The organism is Flavobacterium sp. IMCC34518, assembly GCF_027111095.2.
Classification (GTDB): Bacteria; Bacteroidota; Bacteroidia; order Flavobacteriales; family Flavobacteriaceae; genus Flavobacterium; species Flavobacterium praedii.
In genome coordinates this window covers 1,838,596-1,859,706 of sequence record NZ_CP114284.2, presented here as the reverse complement: position 1 = coordinate 1,859,706, position 21,111 = coordinate 1,838,596, and the positions used below count along the sequence as shown (strand labels likewise).

At 33.2% G+C, this 21,111-nt stretch carries 18 protein-coding genes; 5 read left to right on the top strand and 13 right to left on the bottom strand.

The window, feature by feature from the left end; translation table 11 throughout:
* Nucleotides 1-80: 80 nt before the first annotated feature.
* From proC to serS, 6 genes are all read right to left on the bottom strand, one after another.
* On the bottom strand, nt 81-857 hold the full coding sequence (gene proC / locus OZP06_RS08145) for a pyrroline-5-carboxylate reductase (protein WP_269224435.1): 777 nt from the start codon (nt 855-857) through the stop codon (nt 81-83).
* Nucleotides 858-902: 45 nt separating this feature from the next.
* Nucleotides 903-2,309 carry a magnesium transporter gene (gene mgtE / locus OZP06_RS08140; protein ID WP_269224434.1) on the bottom strand — a complete coding sequence of 469 codons (1,407 nt, stop codon included), beginning with the start codon at nt 2,307-2,309 and terminating at the stop codon, nt 903-905.
* Entirely contained in the window at nt 2,299-3,078 is a 780-nt protein-coding gene (gene rsmA / locus OZP06_RS08135) for a 16S rRNA (adenine(1518)-N(6)/adenine(1519)-N(6))-dimethyltransferase RsmA (RefSeq protein WP_269224433.1), read from the bottom strand. Before rsmA ends, mgtE begins: the two co-directional genes overlap by 11 nt.
* Nucleotides 3,079-3,172: 94 nt before the next feature.
* The gene (locus tag OZP06_RS08130) at nt 3,173-3,484 is read right to left on the bottom strand and encodes a DUF4286 family protein (protein WP_269224432.1); all 312 of its coding nucleotides are present in this window, start codon (nt 3,482-3,484) and stop codon (nt 3,173-3,175) included.
* Between the two features lie 124 nt (nt 3,485-3,608).
* Nucleotides 3,609-5,387 (bottom strand): tetratricopeptide repeat protein, encoded by a 1,779-nt coding sequence (locus OZP06_RS08125; RefSeq protein ID WP_269224431.1) that lies wholly within the window; start codon nt 5,385-5,387, stop codon nt 3,609-3,611.
* Nucleotides 5,388-5,540: 153 nt separating this feature from the next.
* Complete coding sequence (gene serS, locus OZP06_RS08120) at nt 5,541-6,812, bottom strand: serine--tRNA ligase (RefSeq protein ID WP_269224430.1); 1,272 nt, start codon at nt 6,810-6,812, stop codon at nt 5,541-5,543.
* 1,186 nt (nt 6,813-7,998) lie between these two features.
* Here serS and OZP06_RS08115 point away from each other — a divergent pair.
* Together OZP06_RS08115 and OZP06_RS08110 are read left to right on the top strand one after the other, a co-directional pair.
* Complete coding sequence (locus OZP06_RS08115; RefSeq protein WP_269224429.1) at nt 7,999-8,514, top strand: ferritin; 516 nt, start codon at nt 7,999-8,001, stop codon at nt 8,512-8,514.
* Between the two features lie 139 nt (nt 8,515-8,653).
* Nucleotides 8,654-8,824: a hypothetical protein gene (locus OZP06_RS08110; protein WP_281238328.1), complete on the top strand. Its 171-nt coding sequence runs from the start codon at nt 8,654-8,656 to the stop codon at nt 8,822-8,824.
* A 157-nt stretch (nt 8,825-8,981) separates the two neighbouring features.
* Here the strand turns inward: OZP06_RS08110 and OZP06_RS08105 are convergent, their stop codons facing one another.
* Nucleotides 8,982-11,045 carry a M13 family metallopeptidase gene (locus tag OZP06_RS08105; RefSeq protein WP_281324465.1) on the bottom strand — a complete coding sequence of 688 codons (2,064 nt, stop codon included), beginning with the start codon at nt 11,043-11,045 and terminating at the stop codon, nt 8,982-8,984.
* Between the two features lie 219 nt (nt 11,046-11,264).
* On the opposite strand from OZP06_RS08105, the gene OZP06_RS08100 reads away from it, so the two are divergent.
* From OZP06_RS08100 to feoB, 3 genes are all read left to right on the top strand, one after another.
* Nucleotides 11,265-11,942, top strand: coding sequence for an SCO family protein (locus OZP06_RS08100; protein WP_281324464.1), 678 nt, complete (start codon nt 11,265-11,267; stop codon nt 11,940-11,942).
* Between the two features lie 71 nt (nt 11,943-12,013).
* On the top strand, nt 12,014-12,256 hold the full coding sequence (locus OZP06_RS08095) for a FeoA family protein (protein ID WP_269224428.1): 243 nt from the start codon (nt 12,014-12,016) through the stop codon (nt 12,254-12,256).
* Nucleotides 12,253-14,352: a ferrous iron transport protein B gene (feoB, locus tag OZP06_RS08090; protein WP_281324463.1), complete on the top strand. Its 2,100-nt coding sequence runs from the start codon at nt 12,253-12,255 to the stop codon at nt 14,350-14,352. The genes OZP06_RS08095 and feoB overlap by 4 nt, the downstream gene beginning before the upstream one ends.
* Nucleotides 14,353-14,674: 322 nt before the next feature.
* Here feoB and OZP06_RS08080 read toward each other — a convergent pair whose 3' ends face one another.
* From OZP06_RS08080 to OZP06_RS08055, 6 genes are all read right to left on the bottom strand, one after another.
* Nucleotides 14,675-15,457 (bottom strand): enoyl-CoA hydratase-related protein, encoded by a 783-nt coding sequence (locus OZP06_RS08080; protein ID WP_281324461.1) that lies wholly within the window; start codon nt 15,455-15,457, stop codon nt 14,675-14,677.
* 11 nt (nt 15,458-15,468) lie between these two features.
* Nucleotides 15,469-16,884 carry an ATP-binding protein gene (locus OZP06_RS08075; protein ID WP_269224426.1) on the bottom strand — a complete coding sequence of 472 codons (1,416 nt, stop codon included), beginning with the start codon at nt 16,882-16,884 and terminating at the stop codon, nt 15,469-15,471.
* Nucleotides 16,885-16,943: 59 nt separating this feature from the next.
* On the bottom strand, nt 16,944-17,498 hold the full coding sequence (locus OZP06_RS08070) for a CopD family protein (protein ID WP_269224425.1): 555 nt from the start codon (nt 17,496-17,498) through the stop codon (nt 16,944-16,946).
* Entirely contained in the window at nt 17,485-18,840 is a 1,356-nt protein-coding gene (locus OZP06_RS08065; RefSeq protein ID WP_281324460.1) for an MATE family efflux transporter, read from the bottom strand. Before OZP06_RS08065 ends, OZP06_RS08070 begins: the two co-directional genes overlap by 14 nt.
* Nucleotides 18,841-18,957: 117 nt before the next feature.
* The gene (gene hemH / locus OZP06_RS08060) at nt 18,958-19,974 is read right to left on the bottom strand and encodes a ferrochelatase (protein WP_269224424.1); all 1,017 of its coding nucleotides are present in this window, start codon (nt 19,972-19,974) and stop codon (nt 18,958-18,960) included.
* Between the two features lie 125 nt (nt 19,975-20,099).
* Complete coding sequence (locus OZP06_RS08055; RefSeq protein ID WP_269224423.1) at nt 20,100-20,972, bottom strand: AraC family transcriptional regulator; 873 nt, start codon at nt 20,970-20,972, stop codon at nt 20,100-20,102.
* Between the last annotated feature and the right edge of the window lie 139 nt (nt 20,973-21,111).

Here is a 21,111-nt window from a genome sequence, read left to right as displayed (position 1 = left end):
GACAGCATAAAAAAAAGGAGCCAACTAATCAGTGTGATAAGTTGGCTCCTTTTTTTTATGGTAGCACGCCCAAATTTGTTTTAACCTTTGATTTGTTTTAGGGAAGTTTTGATACCCTTGATTAATGAAGAGCTAAAACCGTGTAATTCCATTTCGTTTAATCCAGCAATCGTACATCCCTGTGGTGTAGTAACACGGTCGATTAATTGTTCTGGGTGTCCTTTTTCTTCAAGCAACATTTCGGCAGCGCCTTTTACCGTTTGTGCAGAAATGGCCAAAGCCGTTTGCCAATCAAATCCAATTTCGATTCCTGCTTGCATGGATGCACGAATGTAACGCAAAGCAAAAGCGGTTCCACTTGCAGCGAGTACGGTTGCAGCATCCATTAATTTCTCATCAATAATGGGCGCAGTTCCTAAAGCTTGAAAAAGAGTTACTGTTTCTTGTGCTTTAGCTTTACTTTTCTCGTTAAAAGCAATACAAGTGGCAGAAGCACCAAACTGTGCCGCAATATTTGGCATAATACGGACTGCATTGTGAGTATCCCCAATTTTGTTTTGTAAATTCTCTATCGAAAGACCACTAACTGCCGATGCGATTACTTTGTTTGAAATGGAAGGCAATATCTCGGCTAAGACAGTATCTACCTGATATGGTTTTATAGTAAGGATGATAACATCTGCCTCTTGAATAGTATGTGTATTGTCTGTGGTAATGGTAATTCCTAAATCTTCTAAATGCGAAATAGGAGCAATATTACGTCTGGTTACCGTTACTTCGTTACCAGTGGTGAATTTTGCAATTCCGATTGCGATGGAAGCCCCAAGGTTTCCTCCACCTATAATGTGTACTTTCATTTGGTATATTTTGGTTGTTTTTTGGTTAACTTTTTTAACAAGTCTTTATAATAATTTACCGCTTAAGAAAAACATAGCTATTGAAAAATAGATGATCAATCCTGTTACATCTACCAAAGTAGCTACAAAAGGTGCGGATGAAGTAGCTGGATCTAATTTGAATTTCTTTAATACAAAAGGAATCATGGATCCAGAAAGGGTACCCCATAAAACGATAAAAACCAAAGAGACAGATACAGTCATAGCTACATAAAACCAATGTACCCCATAATCATGAAAGTCTAACGTTTGCCAAATCAAGATTCGTATAAAACCTACAATTCCCAAAATAGAGCCCAATAAAAATCCAGAAGCTATTTCTTTTTTCATCACATACCACCAGTCTCTCAAGGTTAGCTCTTTCAGAGCCATGGCACGAATAATTAATGTTGCAGCCTGTGAACCTGAATTACCTCCACTAGAAATAATAAGAGGAATAAACAAGGTTAAAACAATAGCTTTATTGATTTCTCCCTCAAAAAAACCCATCGCCGAAGCGGTAAACATTTCTCCCAGAAAAAGTACAACTAACCAAGTGGCTCTTTTTTTGACCATTTCGAAAAGACGCGTTTGAACGTAAGGCAAATCTAATGCCTCTAATCCCCCAAATTTCTGAATGTCTTCTGTATCTCTTTTTTCGATTTCATCCTTAATGACATCAATAACATCATCAATCGTGATACGTCCCACTAATCGTCCCAATTCATCCACAACTGGAATCGCTTCCAAGTCGTATTTTTCCATGATTCTAGCCACATCAACATCGGGAGTTTCAACATCTACAAAGTGCAGTTTTTTGATATAAACATCACTAATGGGAGTTCGTGTAGAAGTACTCAATAAATCCTTAAGGGACAGTCGTCCTTTCAAACGATCTTCATCATCTACTACATAAATAGAATGGACTCTAGAAATATTTTCGGCTTGGATACGCATCTCTTTAACGCAAGTGAGTACATTCCAATTTTCATTGACTTTAACCAACTCTTTGTGCATGATTCCCCCTGCCGTATCCTCATCATAACGAAGCAAATCGACAATTCCTTTGGCATGCTCAACATCCTGCAATTCCGATATTACTTCGGCTTTCTTTTCTTTCGAAAGTTCTCCGATAATATCAGCGGCATCATTGGTCTCTAATTCATCCAGCTCTTCGGCAATCTCTTTTGCCGAAAGGCGTTTTAAAATATTTTCCCTTAAATCATCTTCTAACTCCAGAAGAATTTCAGCTGTTTTTTCGCTATCTAAAACCTTGAAAATATAAGTCGCTTCATCAATGTCAATCTCGTCAAGGATTTCTGCAAAATCAGCGTGATGCATATCATTCAACAAAATTTCCAACTCCTGGTTGTTCTTCGCTTGGATGAGTTCAGCTATTTGTTTAATAAGCTCTTTACTGATTTTAAATTCCATCGGCTTCTATTTTTTGTGTCAGTGCAATAAATTCTTTGTAATCTAATTGTTCTGGACGAAGATTGAAAACTTCATCTTCCCTTAAACTGTCGGACAAATTTAGGGTTTTTAAGCTGTTCCTCAAAGTCTTTCTGCGTTGTTGAAAAGCTGTTTTCACTACCGCAAAAAACAATTTTTCTCCACAAGGCAAAGTAAAGTCTTCTTTCCTACGCAAACGCAGTACACCAGATTTTACTTTTGGAGGCGGATTGAACACATTTTCATCTACAGTAAATAAGTACTCTGCATTGTAAAAAGCTTGTACTAAAACAGAAAGAATCCCATACGCTTTTGTTCCTTTCTTTTCACAAATACGCTCGGCTACTTCTTTTTGAAACATCCCTGCAAATTCAGGAATTTGATTGCGGTATTCTAATGTTTTAAAGACAATTTGAGTTGAAATATTATAGGGAAAATTACCAATTATGGCAAATTGTTTCCCTTCAAAAACTTCGTTAATATCGTATTTCAAGAAATCTTTAGAAATGATTCTGTTCTTAAGTTTTGGATAGTTGGCATCCAAATAAGTCACTGACTCATCATCAATTTCGATCACATAGGTATTGATGGGTTTATCCAACATATATTTAGTCAAAACACCCATTCCAGGGCCTATCTCTAATACATCCTCATACCCTACTAAATTCAATGTGTCTGCAATATCTTTGGCAATACTTTCGTCTTTCAAAAAATGTTGTCCGAGGTGTTTTTTGGCTTTTACTTTTTCCATGATTTTTATTTTGCCACGAAGTCACTAAGGCGCTAAGTGTTATTAGGGTTATTTTCTCGCAAAGACGCTAAGGCGCTAAGCAAACATTACATCATTAATATTCGGAAATCACTTCCAATTCGGTTCTAAAAGCCAGCATTTTATCGCCAAACAGTTTTAAACCTTCTTCTCTTAATCTAGGAGCGTCTTCTTGGTAATATTTTTCTAATGTTTCCTTACTATCTGTAGTATATTGAACCGAATAAGTGACACCGCCCATTTCTTCTTCAATTAAAACACGAACAAAACGAGCCGAAGTAAATTTTCCGGATGCCAACATTTCCGGTATGTGTTTGTGTTGCATCCAAATCATCCATTGGTCGTGTACGCTTTCTTGTATGTTTGTGGTAACGTTGTATATTATCATAATAGCCCCCTAACCCCGAAGGGAGAATCCTACTAGGGGTAAGTAGGGTTAAATGAATAAATTAATTTTTTCTATCAAATAGGTAAACGTTTGCAATAGTACCCACTTGGAGGCTAGGGAGCTTTCACAAATTTGTATCTCCTCTCAATTCCCTGAATTTCCTTCTGGCATCTACAAAATAAATACTATCTTGGTGATTGAAAATAATTTTCTCGAACAAAACCTTGGCTTTATCAGGTTGTTGCAATTGCTTATTGTAAATATCCGCCGAAAAATATAGCGCTTCATCTATATAAATTCCGTCGCTATGGTGGTCAATTATATTTTGATATTGTGCCAAAGCCAAATTAAAATCTCCAAGTTTTTCATACAAACGCCCTAAACGTAATAAAGTCACCGACTCTATTTCTTGACCTTTAAAATTTTTCAGAATCGACTGAAACTGTGCAATCGCTTCCTGATTTCTATTTTGATACAAAAGATAATCTCCTTTGGCAAATTGCTTCAATGCGGTTTGAGTCGAATCGGCCACCGTATTGTCATTAATTAGCAAAAAATATTCTAAAGCATCGTTAGCAATCAACTGTGTACTAGCCGATTTCAATTCTTTAAATTGTTTTAAAGCCCATTCAAAATCGGTTTTAAAATAACTCGTCTTAGCTGATTTCAGACTGGCTTCATGCGATAACACATTGTTTTGCAAATTCTCTTGTATTTGCGAATAATAGAGCAAGGCCTGATTGAATTTTTCTTCGGAAAGTAAAATATCTGCCAACTCCATTTTGCATAGTGCTTGATCGTATGGATTCAGTTGCATATCCATCGCTCGCTTAATAATAGCTTTTCCTTCCGTAGGATTTTTCATTATGAAGCTGACAAAATGTGCTTGCTTTAGTTGCAAAGATAAGGTAACTGGAGTTAAACCATATTGTTTTAGCAAAAGATCAAATTGGGCATTAATCGCCGTAAAATCTTTTTCCTTTGCATTTTCCATTTTTATTTTTAATAAAAAACTATGAGCTTGCACAATCAAATCTACATCGCTCGTGTTTTCTAACACATAATTCATCACATCGGAAGCAACTTCATAATCGCCTTCTTCAATCGCCATTTGTCCCAAACCAATTATGCTTGAAAGTGATTCAGGATTGCGTTTATAAATTGATTTTTCCTGTATAAAAGCTTTTCCAAACTCTTTTTGTTGCATAAAAAACCAACTCAAAAACTGATTCCAGAAAACATCTTGATTTTTTTGAACACGAACAATCAAATTTTTCCGCAAACTTTCATTGAACTTAGAATCTCCTTCATTTGACATGTAACGCGTCAATTGATTTTGAATCATAACTACAGATTGTTGGTTTTCAAAAGCTTCATCAAGAAAATTAGCAATCATCTCATCCGTTCTTCCTAATTGTCCAAATAATAAAGCGGTTTGATATTTAAAATCATACGATGGCACTAATTCACTAGCCACTAAATATGATTGCAAAGCATAGTCCAACAAAACTTTCTTTTCAAAAGTATTGGCAACTCCGTAGACTTCATTCGGGTTGATTCGGATTTTGTCAATTGCATTATCGTAATACTTTTTTGCCTTCGATACATTTTTTTGCAATTGAAAATTATATCCCAATTCAACCAAAAGTGTTGCTTGTTTGTACTTGTTCAATCGTTCTTGAATAGCTTTTTCTGCAGATTCAAATTGAAGCAATTGCTGCATACAGTCAATTTTTCTCTGAAAATAAAAAGGATTTGTTGGTAATCCGTCTGACAATTCCTGATAACTGACCAATGCTTTATCAAAATCCCCTTTGTCATAATAATATTGCGCCAATTGTTCGTTTTGGGAAAAAGCGATCAGAGAGAATAAAAGTGATATATGAAGGAAGATTTTATTCATAATGTAATCATTTGTAAAAGTGATTATATTGAATCGGTCGATAATGAAACATTTGAAATAAAAAATTAAAACCATTAAGAAATTAAGTTTATTAAGCCTAATGCCTCAAAATTTCTTAATGGTTTAAAAATATTTTCTATTTATTAAATTGTACTAGTCAATAATATCAAACCCGCAATACGGTCTCAATACTTCTGGAATCATGATTCCTTCTGGAGTTTGGTAATTTTCTAATATACCCGCTAGAACTCTTGGCAAAGCCAATGAACTTCCGTTGAGGGTATGTGCCAATTGATTTTTTCCGTCTTTGTCTTTGAAACGCAATTTCAAACGATTGGCTTGAAAAGTTTCAAAATTAGACACAGATGAAATTTCCAACCAACGTTCTTGAGCTGTAGAATACACTTCAAAATCATACGTCAAAGCCGATGTGAAACCCATATCACCACCACAAAGGCGTAAAATACGGTAAGGTAATTTTAATTCCTGCAAAATGCTTTTTACATGTTCCACCATTTCGTCCAATGCAGCATATGAATTATCAGGATGCTCCACACGCACAATTTCGACTTTATCAAACTGATGCAAACGATTCAATCCTCGTACATGCGCTCCATAAGAACCAGCTTCACGACGGAAACAAGGGGTGTAACCCGTATATTTTACCGGTAATTCATTTTCAGATAAAATGACATCTCTAAAAATATTAGTTACCGGAACCTCAGCTGTTGGTATCAAATACAAATCGTCTGTAGCATCGTGATACATTTGCCCTTCTTTGTCTGGCAATTGTCCCGTTCCATAAGCCGATGCTTCGTTTACCAAATGTGGCACTTGCATCTCTTTATAACCCGCTTCGGTATTTTTATCCAAGAAATAATTGATCAAAGCACGTTGCAAACGAGCTCCTTTCCCTTTATAAACTGGAAATCCTGCACCAGTAATTTTTACCCCTAATTCAAAATCAATGATGTCGTATTTCTTAACCAATTCCCAATGAGGCTGTGCCCCTTCATGCAAAACTGGAATTTCTCCTTCTTCGAAAACATTCAAATTATCTTCAGGTGTTTTTCCAACGGGAACAATATCAGCAGGAAGATTGGGTAATGTATATAATTTCTCTGTTAATTCATTGGCTAAAACCAAAGCACTTTCTGCCAATACTTTGCTTTTTTCTTTAAGCAAAACTGTTTTTTCTTTCAGAATTGCTGCTTTTGATTTCTCTCCAGCTTTCATCAAATCACCAATATCTTTGGATAATTTATTAGATTCGGATAATACGTTATCCAGCTCAACTTGAGTCGCGCGACGTTTTTCATCCAATTGTACCACTTCGTCAACCACTTGTTTGGCATCCATATTTCTTTTGGCCAAAGCGTTGATTACTTTCTCTTGATTTTCTCTAATAAATGTAATTTGTAACATAGTTTGTTTTTTATAACTAAATAATGGTAGCAAATTTAAGGAAATGTTTGATAACAACGAGACAAAGTTTTTTATGTGGTTGCATTTTAGTTTCTATCTCACAATATTGTCAAAAACAGTACTCCCAATTTCATTACCTTAAGCTTTATTTTTTGCCCGCGAAGGCGCAAAGACGCAAAGTTTTGAACCTACATCTTTAAGTCTTCACGTCTTTGCGAGAGTTTAATTTAGAAACAGCCTAGAAAAAAATCATTAACTCAATGACATTGTTTTCACGCACATACAATGTCATTAAATTTAGCTTTATTTTTTTCTCGCGAAGGCACAAAGGCGCAAAGTTTTGAACCTATATCTTTGCGTCTTCATGTCTTTGCGAGAGTTAAATTTAGAAACAACGTAGTAAAAAATCATTAACTCAATGACATTGTTTTCACGCACATACAATGTCATTAAATTTAGCTTTATTTTTTTCTCGCGAAGGCGCAAAGGCGCAAAGTTTTGAACCTATATCTTTGCGTCTTCACGTCTTTGCGAGAGTTAAATTTAGAAACAACGTAGTAAAAAATCATTAACTCAATGACATTGTTTTCACGCACATACAATGTCATTAAATTTAGCTTTATTTTTTTCTTGCGAAGGCACAAAGGCGCAAAGTTTTGAACCTATATCTTTGCGTCTTCATGTCTTTGCGAGATTTAAATTTAGAAACAACGTAGTAAAAAATCATTAACTCAATGACATTGTTTTCACGCACATACAATGTCATTAAATTTAGCTTTATTTTTTTCTCGCAAAGGCGCAAAGGCGCAAAGTTTTGAACCTATATCTTTGCGTCTTCACGTCTTTGCGAGAGTTTAATTTAGAAACAGCCTAGAAAAAAATCATTTACTCAATGACATTGTTTTCACGCACATACAATGTCATTAAATTTAGCTTTATTTTTTTCTCGCGAAGGCGCAAAGACGCAAAGTTTTGAACCTACATCTTTACGTCTTCACGCCTTTGCGAGAGTTAAATTTAGAAACAACGTAGTAAAAAATCATTAACTCAATGACATTGGCATTACTCCTTTTGCCCATTTTAGTGTCGTATTAAAGATTCTAAATTGAAACGAATTGTTTCATTTTTGGCTTAAAAAGAGTAGCAGTAAACTATTTTTTTTTAATTTTACTAAAAACTAAAAAATATGTTATCAAAAAATATTGAATCCGCACTGAACAAACAAATCCGAATAGAAGCTGAATCATCTCAAACCTATTTATCAATGGCTTGCTGGGCTGAAGTAAATGGACTGGAAGGAATTTCTCAGTTTATGTATGCACAATCTGATGAAGAACGCATGCACATGCTAAAACTAATCAAGTATGTAAATGAACGAGGAGGTCATGCTCAAGTTACCGACTTAAAAGCACCAAAAACAACATATGAAACCTTCAAAGGAATGTTTGAAGAATTATATAAGCATGAAATCTTTGTTTCCGAATCGATTAATGAATTGGTTCACATAACCTTTCAGGAAAAAGATTATGCCACTCATAATTTCTTGCAATGGTATGTTGCCGAACAAATTGAAGAAGAAGCAACAGCAAAATCAATTTTGGACAAAATCAACCTGATTGGAGACGACAAAGGTGGATTGTATCTTTTTGATCGAGACATATTACAGGTAGCCATAACTAATGCTGCTGCTCCTGCAAAATAATTAAGAGAAATCGCCATAAACATAGTCCTCAAATCATTGCAATAAAGATTTGAGGATTTTTTTTGTTTAAAAAAGTTAAATTTTATTTAGAACAGATAAAAATAACTTATATTTGTCAAAGTTTTTAATTCTTTACACATTGAGCAAGAAAGAAAAAGAGAAGAGCAAAAAAAAGGATAAAAAGGAAATCCTTAAAAAAATAAAAGTGGCTGAAAACTGCAAGTCAAAATGTTGCGATAAATATAAAAAAGGCGAAAAGAAAAGATGTGATCGTTGCCCAATGTTTGATTTAATAAAAAAAACAGCTTAATTTATTGTTTGCAATTATTGCGGATTGCAACTAAATTATTTCAAAATCTAAAAATAACAACATTTATAAAATTTTATTTTCATACTAATTTTAATTCATAAAAAAACCATTTGTTCAAATTCAACAAATGGTTTTTTTATGAATCAAAAGAAAAATATTACCAGATTTTGACTCTTTTCTCTGGAGCAATATACATACCGTCGCCTGGTTTTATATCAAATGCTTTATAAAAAGCATCAATGTTTTGCATGGGTACATAGCCACGATACATTCCAGGTGTGTGTGGATCCGTTTTTACTTGACTTTTTATAGCTTCATCACGTGATTTAGTTCTCCAAACAGTTGCCCATGAAATAAAGAAACGCTGTTCAGGGGTATAACCATCAATCAATCCAGGATTAGGGTTTGATTTTAAAAATAATTGCAAACCATCATAAGCAGCATTTATACCTCCTAAATCCCCAATATTTTCACCAAGCGTAAATTTGCCATCAACATGAATTCCAGGTAAAGGTTCCAATGCGCTATATTGATCTGCTAGAGCCGTTCCTAAAGCTGTGAATTGCTTTAAATCTTCATCAGTCCACCAGTTAATTAAATTACCATCGGCATTATAACGTGCCCCGGCATCATCAAAACCATGGGAGATTTCATGACCAATAACAGCTCCAATACCACCATAATTAACAGCTTCATCAGCTTGATAATTATAAAAAGGTGGTTGTAAAATAGCAGCCGGAAAAACAATCTCGTTATACGACGGATTGTAATAGGCATTTACAGTTTGAGGAGACATTCCCCACTCCGTTTTATCCACTGGTTTAGATAGTTTATCTAAATCCTCTTGAAAAGTCCAACGACTTAAATTTCTCATGTTTTCAAAATAACTACCCCCTTCGTCTGGACTTTTAATGACTAGTGCCGAATAATCTTTCCATTTATTAGGATACCCGATTTTAGGATTTATTTTATTTAGCTTTTCAATAGCTTTAATTTTAGTTTCAGGAGACATCCATGTTAAGTTTTCGATACGCCCCTGATAAGCCAAAATCACATTGTGAATCATCTTTTCGGCTTTAATTTTAGCTTCAGCAGGAAACATTTTTTCAACATATAATTTACCCAATGCTTCACCAATAGATCGGTTAACATTTTGCAAAGCTCTATCTTCTCTAGGTCTTTGTTTTAAAGCGCCTGTTAATGTTTTACCATAAAAATCAAAATTTGCTTGTTCAATCGCGGTGGTTAATTCACTTGCAGCAGCATTAAGTAGTGTCCATTTCATATACTCTTTCCAATCTTCCACTTTATTTTCAGTGAAAACAGTTTGCAAAGCTTTCATGTAACGTGGTTGTAATACGATGATGGTATCCAATTTCTTGAATCCCAATTCTGAGAAATACGAATTCCATTGAATAGCGGGAGTCATTTTTTGCAAATCGGCAATCGTCATTGGATTGTATTGTAAACGACTGTCTCTGCGTTCTACTCTATCCAATCTTGGATTTGACAATGCAATTTCCAGTGCTACAATTTTAGAAGCACTTGTTTTGGCTTGATCTGCATTCTCACCAATAAATTGCAACATTCTTGCTACATGAAGTTCATACTTCTCTCTTTTTTCCTTAGAATCTTTTTCTTGTGATGAATAATAATCTTTATCAGACAATCCAAGTCTTGCAACCCCTAAGTTAACGGAATTTTTAGTACTGTTTTTTTCATCGGCTCCAATTTGCAAACCAAAAAATCCAACAGAAATAAACGGTTCCATTTCAACTAAAAGCTTTTGTACATCTTGAATGTTTTTTACTTTGTCAATTTTAGCTAAATACGGTTTCAAAGGAGAAATTCCTTGTTTGTCTCTAGATATGGTATCGATAATGGATTTGAAAAAATTAACGGCTTTTCCTTGATCGGTATTCGATTTATATATTGGATTATTAGCTGCATCTTTCAAAATAGTCAGTGCAACTTTATCCGTTTTTTTTATTAATTCATTAAAACTTCCCCACGAAGTTCGATCAGCAGGAATCTCGGTTTTGTCAAGCCAAGTTCCATTTACAAAATGAAAAAAATTATCACTTGGTTTTGTGTTTTTATCCATATAGGATACGTTTATACCTGGTTCTGGAGTTTTAACAGTAGTTTGGGCCTTACTTTCGGAAATCCAAATCAATGCAGGAATGACAAAAAGCAGCCTTTTAGTTAATACATTTTTCATTATAAATATTAGTTTAGAAGTTATTACAAACATATCAATAATTTCACAATAATGTTATAGTATTAAATATTTCATATGTAGATAATTTTTGTTTTTAATTGAATATGGTATCTCTAGATCTTCATTGGTGTTTGCTATAACTTATATTTTGGCGATTTCATATTGTTAAATAATCTAAAAACGAAAGTCCTTTTCGTATTTTTGCTGCAAATTATATTTATGCGTACTATTTTTAAAAAATACAGACTCTATATTGGCATTGTTACTATTTTTTCAATTATCACACTTTACTTGTTTTATTCGGCTTTAAAACCAAGTAAAACATTACCAATTTTCAACCCTTCAGATGTGAATCCAGAATTGGTTGACAGTACAGTACAATACGTAAGCAAATACCATACGATTGCCGATTTCTCTTTTGTGAATCAAAACGGAAAAATAATTACTCAAAAAGAGTATGAAGGAAAAGTGTATGTAGCTGATTTTTTCTTCACTACATGTGGATCAATTTGTCCAAAGATGACAACAAATTTAATCGACGTACAAAAAGCAATAATAAACAATCCAAAAGTAATGTTGCTTTCCCATACTGTATTCCCAGAAAATGATAGTGTACCTGCCTTAAAGGCTTATGCCAAAAAATACGGTGTCATTGATGAAAAGTGGAATCTGGTAACTGGCGATAAAAAGAAAATTTACACTATGGCCAGAAAATCTTATTTGGCAGTAAAATTAGGAAAACCATCTGAATTGTACGACATGGTACATACCGAAAATTTTGTACTGGTAGACCAAAAGAGACGCGTTCGAGGTTTTTATGATGGCACCAAGAAAGAAGACATACAACGTTTAATTGAAGATATTAATTGGCTTTGCACCAATGAAAAAAAAGACTAAAACTGATAATTATCAGCTATAATTATAATAAAAAATGTATTTTTGCAATCTTAATTCAATCTAAATAAGCTTTGCGAACAACGATACATTCTCTCAAAAAAGGCCAAAAAGCCATTATACTGGATTTTGATATTGATGTTATTCCATTGAAATTACTCGAAATGGGTTGTTTGCCTGGCAATGAAGTCGAATTACTACAAATTGCTCCTTTTGGAGATCCATTGTATTTGGATATTAATGGTTCCCATCTAGCCATCCGTATTGAAACAGCCAAACTTATTAATGTGGAACTCATTAATAACAAAAAAATATGAGTTTAAAGAACATTAACGTTGCTTTAATTGGAAATCCAAACGTAGGTAAAACTTCGGTTTTTAATCAACTTACGGGATTAAATCAACAAGTGGGTAATTATCCTGGAATTACAGTAGAAAAAAAAATAGGTTTTTGCAAACTACCCAATAATATCAAAGCCAATATTCTTGATTTACCGGGAACATACAGTTTAAACGCCAGTTCTATTGATGAAAGTGTCGTAATCGAATTACTACTCAACAAAAATGACCGCCTCTATCCAGATGTAGCTTTAGTAGTCACAGATGTCGAAAATCTAAAACGAAATCTACTCCTATATACACAAATAAAAGACCTTGAAATTCCTACCATTCTAGTCATCAATATGGCAGATCGAATGAAATCCAAAGGAATTACACTTGATATACCGTATCTTGAAGAACGCTTAAAAACAAAAATTGCGCTGATCAGTTCCAGAAAAGGATATGGAATAGAAGAATTAAAAAATTTAATAGTAACCTACAAAACCATATCGAGCGAACCTTGTTTGAATGCATCAGTAATTGACGCTCCTTATTTTGAAAGCTTACGACAAGCATTTCCCAATCAATTGTTGTACAAATTGTGGTTAGTCATCACTCAAGATGTAAACTTTTTGAATTTAGAACGAAATGAAATCCGCAGTTCTTTTACAAAAACACATTCTGATTTGAAGCGATTGCAACAAAAAGAAACCATTAAACGGTATCAATTTATTAATGATGTTTTAAAAGTTGGTTTAAAAATTGATTCCAGTTTGGCCAAAGATTTCCGATCCAAAATAGACCGAATACTCACTCACAAAGTTTGGGGTTATGTTATATTCTTCCTGATTTTATTTGTAATATTTCAATCCATATTCGAATGGTCAAAAATACCAATGGATTTTATTGATACCACATTTGCAAATTTAAGCACCTTAGCGAGTGAACATTTACCGGCCGGCATGCTAACCAATTTAATCTCACAGGGAATTATTCCAGGAGTTGGAGGGATATTAATTTTCATCCCACAAATTGCTTTTTTATTTTTATTTATTTCCATTCTAGAAGAAAGTGGCTATATGAGTCGTGTTGTTTTCTTGATGGACAAAATTATGCGTCGTTTTGGACTTTCGGGCAAAAGTGTTGTTCCTTTAATATCTGGAACAGCATGTGCAATTCCAGCAATTATGGCTACTCGAAATATAGAAAACTGGAAAGAACGTTTAATCACCATATTAGTAACACCATTTACTACCTGTTCGGCACGATTACCCGTATATGCCATTATTATAGGTTTAGTTATTCCTGATACTTATGTTTTAGGAATATTGAATGTACAAGGTTTAACATTGATGCTTTTGTATGTTATAGGTTTTGGAACCGCAATTTTGGCGGCTTATATTTTGAATAGTATTTTAAAAGTAAAAGGCAAAACTTTTTTTGTGGTCGAAATGCCCAATTATAAATTACCCTTATTTAAAAATGTGGCAATCAATGTAATCGAAAAAACGAAAGCCTTTGTTTTTGGCGCAGGAAAAATCATTTTGGCAATATCCGTAGTTTTATGGTTTTTGGCTTCTTACGGGCCAGGAAAACAGTTTAAAAACGCAGAAAAAATAATAATGGAAAGCCACAAAGAAAACCCATTAACACTATCCGAGTTTAACAATGCTGTTGCTTCACAAAAACTAGAAAACTCCTATATTGGTTTAATGGGAAGAGGTATAGAACCAATAATTTCTCCATTGGGCTACGATTGGAAAATTGGGATTGCCATCATCAGTTCTTTTACAGCTCGAGAAGTTTTTGTAGGGACTTTGGCAACAATATATAGCGTGGGTGGATCTGATAATGAAGACACTATTAAAAACAAAATGGCGGCTGAAGTAAATACAGTGACTGGAAAGAAAATATTTAATTTTGCTTCAGGTATATCATTACTGTTATTCTATGCTTTTGCCATGCAATGTGCCAGTACACTAGCCATTACCAAAAAAGAAACTAACTCTTGGAAATGGCCCGCTGGACAACTAATAATTATGAGTGGTTTAGCCTATTTCATAGCACTGATTGCTTTTCAAATATTAAAATAAAAGATTATGTTTCAGGAAATAATAGCTTTTTTAGTACTCAGCATTGCAATAGCTTTTTTAATTCGAAAATTCTTCTTCAAAAAAAAATCGAAAAAAAATTGCGGCGGAAATGATTGTGGCTGTTAATTTATTATAAAACCAAAAGTCTTAAAAATTTTCTTTTTGTTAAATAAAAAATCATAGTTTTCAAAAAAAGAAAAGTAGTAATATCAAATAAATAAAACGAATAAAAATTTATTACCTCAAAGATTTAATATTAGAAAAAGGCTATCCAAAATTAATTTGAATAGCCTTTTTACTTAATATTTTTTTGAATTAAAACCTATTTCCCGGTAAAAACTGCTTTTCTTTTCTCTAAAAAAGCTTTGGTACCTTCATTAAAATCTTCGGTTCCAAAACATTTTCCAAAATTTTTAATTTCAATTTCATAGCCATTTTTACCATCTATAAAATTAGCATTAATCGCTTTAATGGCTCTTCCAATGGCATAAGGAGAGTTTTTCATGATTTTTTGGGCAATTCCAGCACAAAATTCTAATAATTCGGATTGTGGAACGACGTGATTAACTAAGCCGTATTGTTTAGCTTCGTCAGCAGAAATCATTCCAGCAGTCATAATCATTTCCATAGCACGCCCTTTACCAATTAATTGTGGCAAACGTTGTGTTCCTCCATAACCCGGAATCACACCCAAAGAAACTTCGGGCAATCCCATTTTTGCGTTATGAGAAGCTACTCTAAAATGACAAGCCATGGCTAACTCTAATCCGCCCCCCAGTGCAAAACCATTTATAGCAGCAATGACAGGAGTTTTTAGATTTTCAATAAAATTAAATAGCATATCCTGCCCTTGAAAAGCCAGTTGAGTTCCTTCCTCAATTGTAAAATGGGCAAACTCAGAAATATCGGCACCGGCAACAAAAGCTTTTTCTCCACTTCCAGTAAGAATAATCACTTGGACTTCTTTATTTTTACCCAATACTTTAATAGCTTTATTCAAGTCTTTGATTGTAGCAATATTCAAGGCATTTAGTTTCGTTGGTCTATTGATTACCACCGTAGCAATATTATTTTCTATTGAAATTAAAAGGTTCTCGTAATTCATTATATTTTTAGTTATGAGTTAATTATTGGTAACGTTACAGTAAAAATAGTTCCTTTTCCAAATTTGGTTTCAAAGGTAATTGTTCCGTTGTAGTTTTCTATTATGTTTTTGATGATTCCAAGTCCTAAACCCATGCCACTGTTTTTTGTGGTAAATTTTGGTTCAAATATATTGTCAGTATGTTCAGGATTTATTCCTGTTCCATTATCTTTTATCGAAATTATGACTTGATCAAATGAACGTTTTATAGAAACGAGTATCATTTTTGTTTCTTGATTTTCAGGAATAGCCTGTGTGGCATTTTTGACTAAATTTGTGATAATCCGTATGAGTTGAGTACGATCTATTTTACAGATAATTTCTTTGTCATCACATTCAAAAACAATGTAATCTTCATGAAAAATATCCAATGTGAGTTCAACTATTTCAACTACATTCAATACCTCATTTTTTTGCAAAGGCATAGAAGCAAAATCAGAAAATGCAGAAGCAACGGCACTCATGGTGTCAATTTGTTGAATTAAAGATTCCGAAAAATCATTTAGTTTTTGTTTAATATTTGGATCTTCAGGATTGAATTTGCGCTGGAAACTTTGAATTGTAAGACGCATAGGCGTCAATGGGTTTTTAATTTCGTGAGCCACTTGTTTAGCCATTTCCCGCCAAGCTAAATCTCTTTCGTTTTGAGCCAGTACAATTGCGTTTCTTTCGAGTTCCTCAATCATTCTGTTGTATGCCAGCAATAGCATATTTATTTCTTTTATTTTTCCAGAAAAAGGAATTGTTTCGTTTTTTTGATTTAAACTGGTTTCTTTTAGTTTTTCAGCAAAAGCATAAATAGGTTTAGTAATAAAGGAAGAAAGAATATAAGCTAAACCAAAAGCAATTACGATCATAAAAAAATATACTTGAGCTAAATGAATTAAAAAATTATTTAACTCTCTTTCGTAATACCCATTATCTGGAATATCAGGTAATTTTAGAATACCAATGGGTTTAAACTTTTTGTTTTTTATTAAACTATATGCTGATCGGTATTTGATACCATTGATTGTTTTGATTTCAACAAATCTTTTGTCAATTGAAGCATTTACCAATCGAATTATGAATTTTGAAATTACGGGAGTTTGCTTTTGAACAGAAAAGGATTCCTTAGATGATTTTAACAGATTACCATCCAAAGAATAAATTTGAATTTCAACGTTTTGAATGTCTGATATTTCATAAATTTTATCTTTGAAAATAATTTTTATATTCTCATTCGTCAAAGGAAAAGTAGTATTTGAAAGCATATAATTGATATGCTTTTTTACATAATTTTCTTTGTTTTCTATGAGTCCTAAATTGTATTTTTTGGTAGTATTTTTGTGTTGTACAATCGAAATGGTAATTAATATTATAGAAGTAGTTATGATTAAAAAAATCATTGACAGAAAGATTCTGACCCGTAATGATATTAAAGGAATCTTGAAATTTTCAAACATAATTACGATTTATTTCGCTCTCTTATATTTTTATAAAATTTAAAACCTAACATTATAGAAATCGAAAACACAAAGATTCCTATTACTCCGTAAATCCAGTTTACAGCATTTTTTAAAATCACTAAAAAAACTACTGTAAATAAAATTATAGTAGCTACTTCGTTCCACAATCTCATAAAATTGGTGCTATATTTCACTACATCGTCCTGCAACTGTCTAAAAATTTGTTGGCATTTTAAATGATACAAATATAATATAAAGACAAAAAGAAGTTTAACATGCATCCAAGGCATTTGCAACCAAGCAGCTCCGATATCGGTAAAAAATAGCATCCAAAAAGCAAAAATACTCGCCAAAATTGCTGAGGGCCATGTAATAATGTACCACAAACGATAAGACATTATTTTGTATTGTTTTTGCAAAATTTCTTTTTCTGGTGAAGGTTTATCAGCAGCTTCTATTTGATAAACAAATAGTCGAACAATATAAAATAAACCAGCAAACCAAGTAATAACAAAGATAAGGTGTAACGATTTTAGATAATTATAATACTCCATTAGTTGCAAATTTGGGTTTAATATTCATTTCTTTTTTTAGGTAATAAGCGGTTATAATAGTAGACAATACATCCGAAATAGGAAAAGCAATCCACACTCCAAAAATACCTAAAAAATGTGGTAAAATAAGCACTAAAGGTATTAAGAAAAAGCCTTGTTTGGTCAGTGTCAATAGCAATGCTTTCTTCGCTTTTCCCGCGGCTTGAAAATAAGCGGCTCCAATAAGTTGTATGGCAATAATGGGCGATGCCGCAAAAACCCATCGCAAAGCATTTGGTGTTTCTCTAATCACTCGGAGATCGGTTGTAAAAATACTAACTATTGGTTCGGCAAAAAATAAAATCAAAACAAAAATAATAGTAGCTAAAATAGCAGCATATTGAATGGAAATAATCACACTTTCTCGAACTCTTTCCACGTTATTGGCACCATAATTATAACCTGCTATAGGTAAAAACCCTTGTGTTATACCCAAAATTGGAAACAAAGCAAACATCAACATTCGACTTATAATACCATAGACAACTATAGAATGTTCTCCTCCATAACTGTACAAAGTGTGATTTAATATAATAGCCAATATACTAACTACTCCCTGCCTAGAGAAGGTTACAAAACTCAATTCGGTGATTTCTTTTAAAATTGGATTCTGAAATTTAAAATGTCTTGCCTTTAACTGTAATTCGCTTTTGGATATAAAAAACCAAAGCACGAATAGAAAACACATAAAATAAGATATAGAAGTAGCCATCGCCGCACCAAATACGCCCAGATTCATCCATTTAATAAAAACAATATCAAGTGCTATATTGGCAAAAGCAGGAACAATCATGGCAACCATAGCAAATTTGGCTTTACCTTCGGCTCTTATAATATTGTTTCCCATCATACAAAGTGCCAAAAATGGAACACAAATGATGATTGGGATAAAGAATTCTCTGGCGGGTTTCATAATTGCCCCTTTCGCTCCAAAAAGCAACAGCATTTGATCACTAAAAAAAAGACCAATTAGTGCAAAAACAGTCGACAATAAAAATGTCAACACAATCTGATTTCCAAAAACGTGTTTGGATTTCTCTCGATTATTAGAGCCCAAAGCTCGAGAAAGCACCGAACCTCCCCCTACTCCAATTGCCATTCCCAAAGATGAAATCAAAAATGTTATTGGCAAAACAACCGTTAGTGCTGCAATAGCAAGAGATCCAATCCATTGTCCGACAAAAATCGTGTCAATAAGAATATTAACAGACATAAAAAGGATACCGATAGAAGAAGGAACCGCTTGTTTAATCAAGAGTTTTTTTATGTCTTGCGTACCTAATTCTTCGGAGGTTATGGCCATTTGAATTTGTGATTACGATTTTATTATTTTGAACTGAAAGCGAATAGTATTGATCCAACAAAATAATTTTTCATTCCTTTTTTCAGAAAACTATAGAAATCTGTTATCAAAAATCAACTAGTTTTTCGCCCATTCATTAATCCAATTGCTTACTGTTGCACACCATTCGTCGCTATCATTCAAACAAGGAATAGCCAAGAAATTTTCACCACCGTTTTCCTTGAATTGATGATTGGCTTCCATGGCAATTTCTTCAAGAGTTTCCAAACAATCCGAAACAAATGCTGGCGTAACAACTGCTAGATTCTTAATTCCTTTCTCAGGCATTTTATTGACTTCAACATCAGTGTAAGGCGTTAACCACTTATCTCCAGCCAATCGAGATTGAAAAGTTTGACTGTATTTATCTTCCGAAATGCCTAAAAGCTTAACCACCTGTTTTGTGGTTTCATAACATTGATGGCGGTAACAAAATTCATGAGCAGGCGAAGGTGTATTACAACAAGAGCCGTCAATTTTACAATGTGATTTGGTTACATCCGTTTTACGAACATGACGCTCCGGTATGCCATGATATGAAAACAACAAGTGATCGTATTCAAAAGTTTCTAAGCTCTTTTGGATAGAATCAGCAAGGTTTTTAATATAATCAGGTTTGTTGTAAAAAGCAGGAACAATAGTAAATTTCATTTCCGGAAAATGTTTTTTACGTAATTCCTCTGCCAAAACCAATATAGTAGTAGTAGACGCCATGGCGTGTTGCGGGTATAAAGGAAAAAGCAAAACTTCGGTTACTCCCTTATCGTGTAATTCCTGAAGACCGGACAATATCGAAGGTTTTCCGTAACGCATTGCCAAACTTACTGGTACATCAACTTGAGGTTTTACTTTTTCATGCATTCTTTTGGAAATTACTACTAAAGGCGAGCCTTCATCTGTCCAAACTTTTGCATAAGCTGCCGCTGATTTTTTTGGTCTTGTTTGTAAAATAATTCCTCGAACTAATAAAGCTCTTAACAAATATGGAACATCTATCACATATTTGTCCATTAAAAACTCATCTAAATAAGGTTTTACATCTTTTGGAGTTGGACTTTCTGGTGAACCTAAGTTGACTAATAATACGCCTTTCATATTTCGATTTTATTTTTTGATATTTCAAAAGTAACTAAACTTACTATTGAATAAATTGAAGTTAACTATTATTTAATTATTGTTTGATATAGAAAGCTGATGCTTTTGGCTGTTTACCAAAACAGTTAAAGTTTTGAATTAATAGACATCAAATATTTTTTGGGTGTTGTTGCAAATTTCTTTTTGAATGCTGCAATAAAATGACTCCCCGTACTATATCCAATTTTCAATCCTACTTCATTGACATTATAGGAGCCGCTATCCAATAATTTACGAGCATAATCCATTTTATAATCAAACAGAAAACCATAAACGGTATCACCATAAATTTGTTTGAAACCCAATTTAAGCTTTTTCAAAGTCAAGCCAATTTCATCTGCTAATTCTTGTAAACCCGGAGGTTCGACCATATTAGTAATAATAATTTCCTTGGCTTTTTTAATTTTAAAAACATTATCTTCATCTATTAAAAAAGGGCATTGTTCTGCATTTGGATCTTCGGAACGGTTAAAATACAAACTCAATAATTCATATCCTTTCCCTTTATAATACAAGTTTTTAATAGAAGGATGCAAACTATAATGAAACAATTGACTCAATACAATTGCCATAGAAGGGCTAATATCATCTTCTTTATAATATTTTTTATCCTTATTGTCATCACTCAAAAAAGTGATGTAATTGGCTTCTGAAGAAAATAAAGTGTGGAATTTTTTGATTGAGATAATCACAGAAATCACCCAAGAATTTGGAGCCAATTCTAAATTAAGCGGTAATTCTGTTTGAGGATTATACAAAAGCAAAGACTTTTCTTCTTTCAATTCTAATGCATAATTACCTTGATTGAATAAAAATTTTGCACTGCCTTTTAATCCAAAATGAAACTGTATCAAACCGCTACTAAGTTCCCGTTGTGCAAAAAAAGCAGTCTCGCTGTCATTTTGAAAACGGATTAGGGTAAAATCATCTTCAATTGTTATAGTATCTACTGAACCCATAGCGATGTTTTTTTAAATTAAATATGATAAATATCAGTTGCTTTTATTTGGAATCATTCTAATTAACACGGATTTAAACCCTCAAAAACAGTGCAAAAGTAATAGTTTTTATTAAAAAATAACGAATTAAATCTAAAAA

Coding starts and splice junctions, on each gene's coding strand:
- OZP06_RS08075 (WP_269224426.1), bottom strand. CDS start 16,884: ATGATTTTTTTAATCATAACTACTTCTATAATATTAATTACCATTTCG.
- proC (WP_269224435.1), bottom strand. CDS start 857: ATGAAAGTACACATTATAGGTGGAGGAAACCTTGGGGCTTCCATCGCA.
- mgtE (WP_269224434.1), bottom strand. CDS start 2,309: ATGGAATTTAAAATCAGTAAAGAGCTTATTAAACAAATAGCTGAACTC.
- OZP06_RS08065 (WP_281324460.1), bottom strand. CDS start 18,840: ATGGCCATAACCTCCGAAGAATTAGGTACGCAAGACATAAAAAAACTC.
- feoB (WP_281324463.1), top strand. CDS start 12,253: ATGAGTTTAAAGAACATTAACGTTGCTTTAATTGGAAATCCAAACGTA.
- OZP06_RS08100 (WP_281324464.1), top strand. CDS start 11,265: ATGCGTACTATTTTTAAAAAATACAGACTCTATATTGGCATTGTTACT.
- OZP06_RS08080 (WP_281324461.1), bottom strand. CDS start 15,457: ATGAATTACGAGAACCTTTTAATTTCAATAGAAAATAATATTGCTACG.
- OZP06_RS08130 (WP_269224432.1), bottom strand. CDS start 3,484: ATGATAATATACAACGTTACCACAAACATACAAGAAAGCGTACACGAC.
- OZP06_RS08105 (WP_281324465.1), bottom strand. CDS start 11,045: ATGAAAAATGTATTAACTAAAAGGCTGCTTTTTGTCATTCCTGCATTG.
- OZP06_RS08125 (WP_269224431.1), bottom strand. CDS start 5,387: ATGAATAAAATCTTCCTTCATATATCACTTTTATTCTCTCTGATCGCT.
- OZP06_RS08115 (WP_269224429.1), top strand. CDS start 7,999: ATGTTATCAAAAAATATTGAATCCGCACTGAACAAACAAATCCGAATA.
- OZP06_RS08070 (WP_269224425.1), bottom strand. CDS start 17,498: ATGGAGTATTATAATTATCTAAAATCGTTACACCTTATCTTTGTTATT.
- serS (WP_269224430.1), bottom strand. CDS start 6,812: ATGTTACAAATTACATTTATTAGAGAAAATCAAGAGAAAGTAATCAAC.
- rsmA (WP_269224433.1), bottom strand. CDS start 3,078: ATGGAAAAAGTAAAAGCCAAAAAACACCTCGGACAACATTTTTTGAAA.
- hemH (WP_269224424.1), bottom strand. CDS start 19,974: ATGAAAGGCGTATTATTAGTCAACTTAGGTTCACCAGAAAGTCCAACT.
- OZP06_RS08055 (WP_269224423.1), bottom strand. CDS start 20,972: ATGGGTTCAGTAGATACTATAACAATTGAAGATGATTTTACCCTAATC.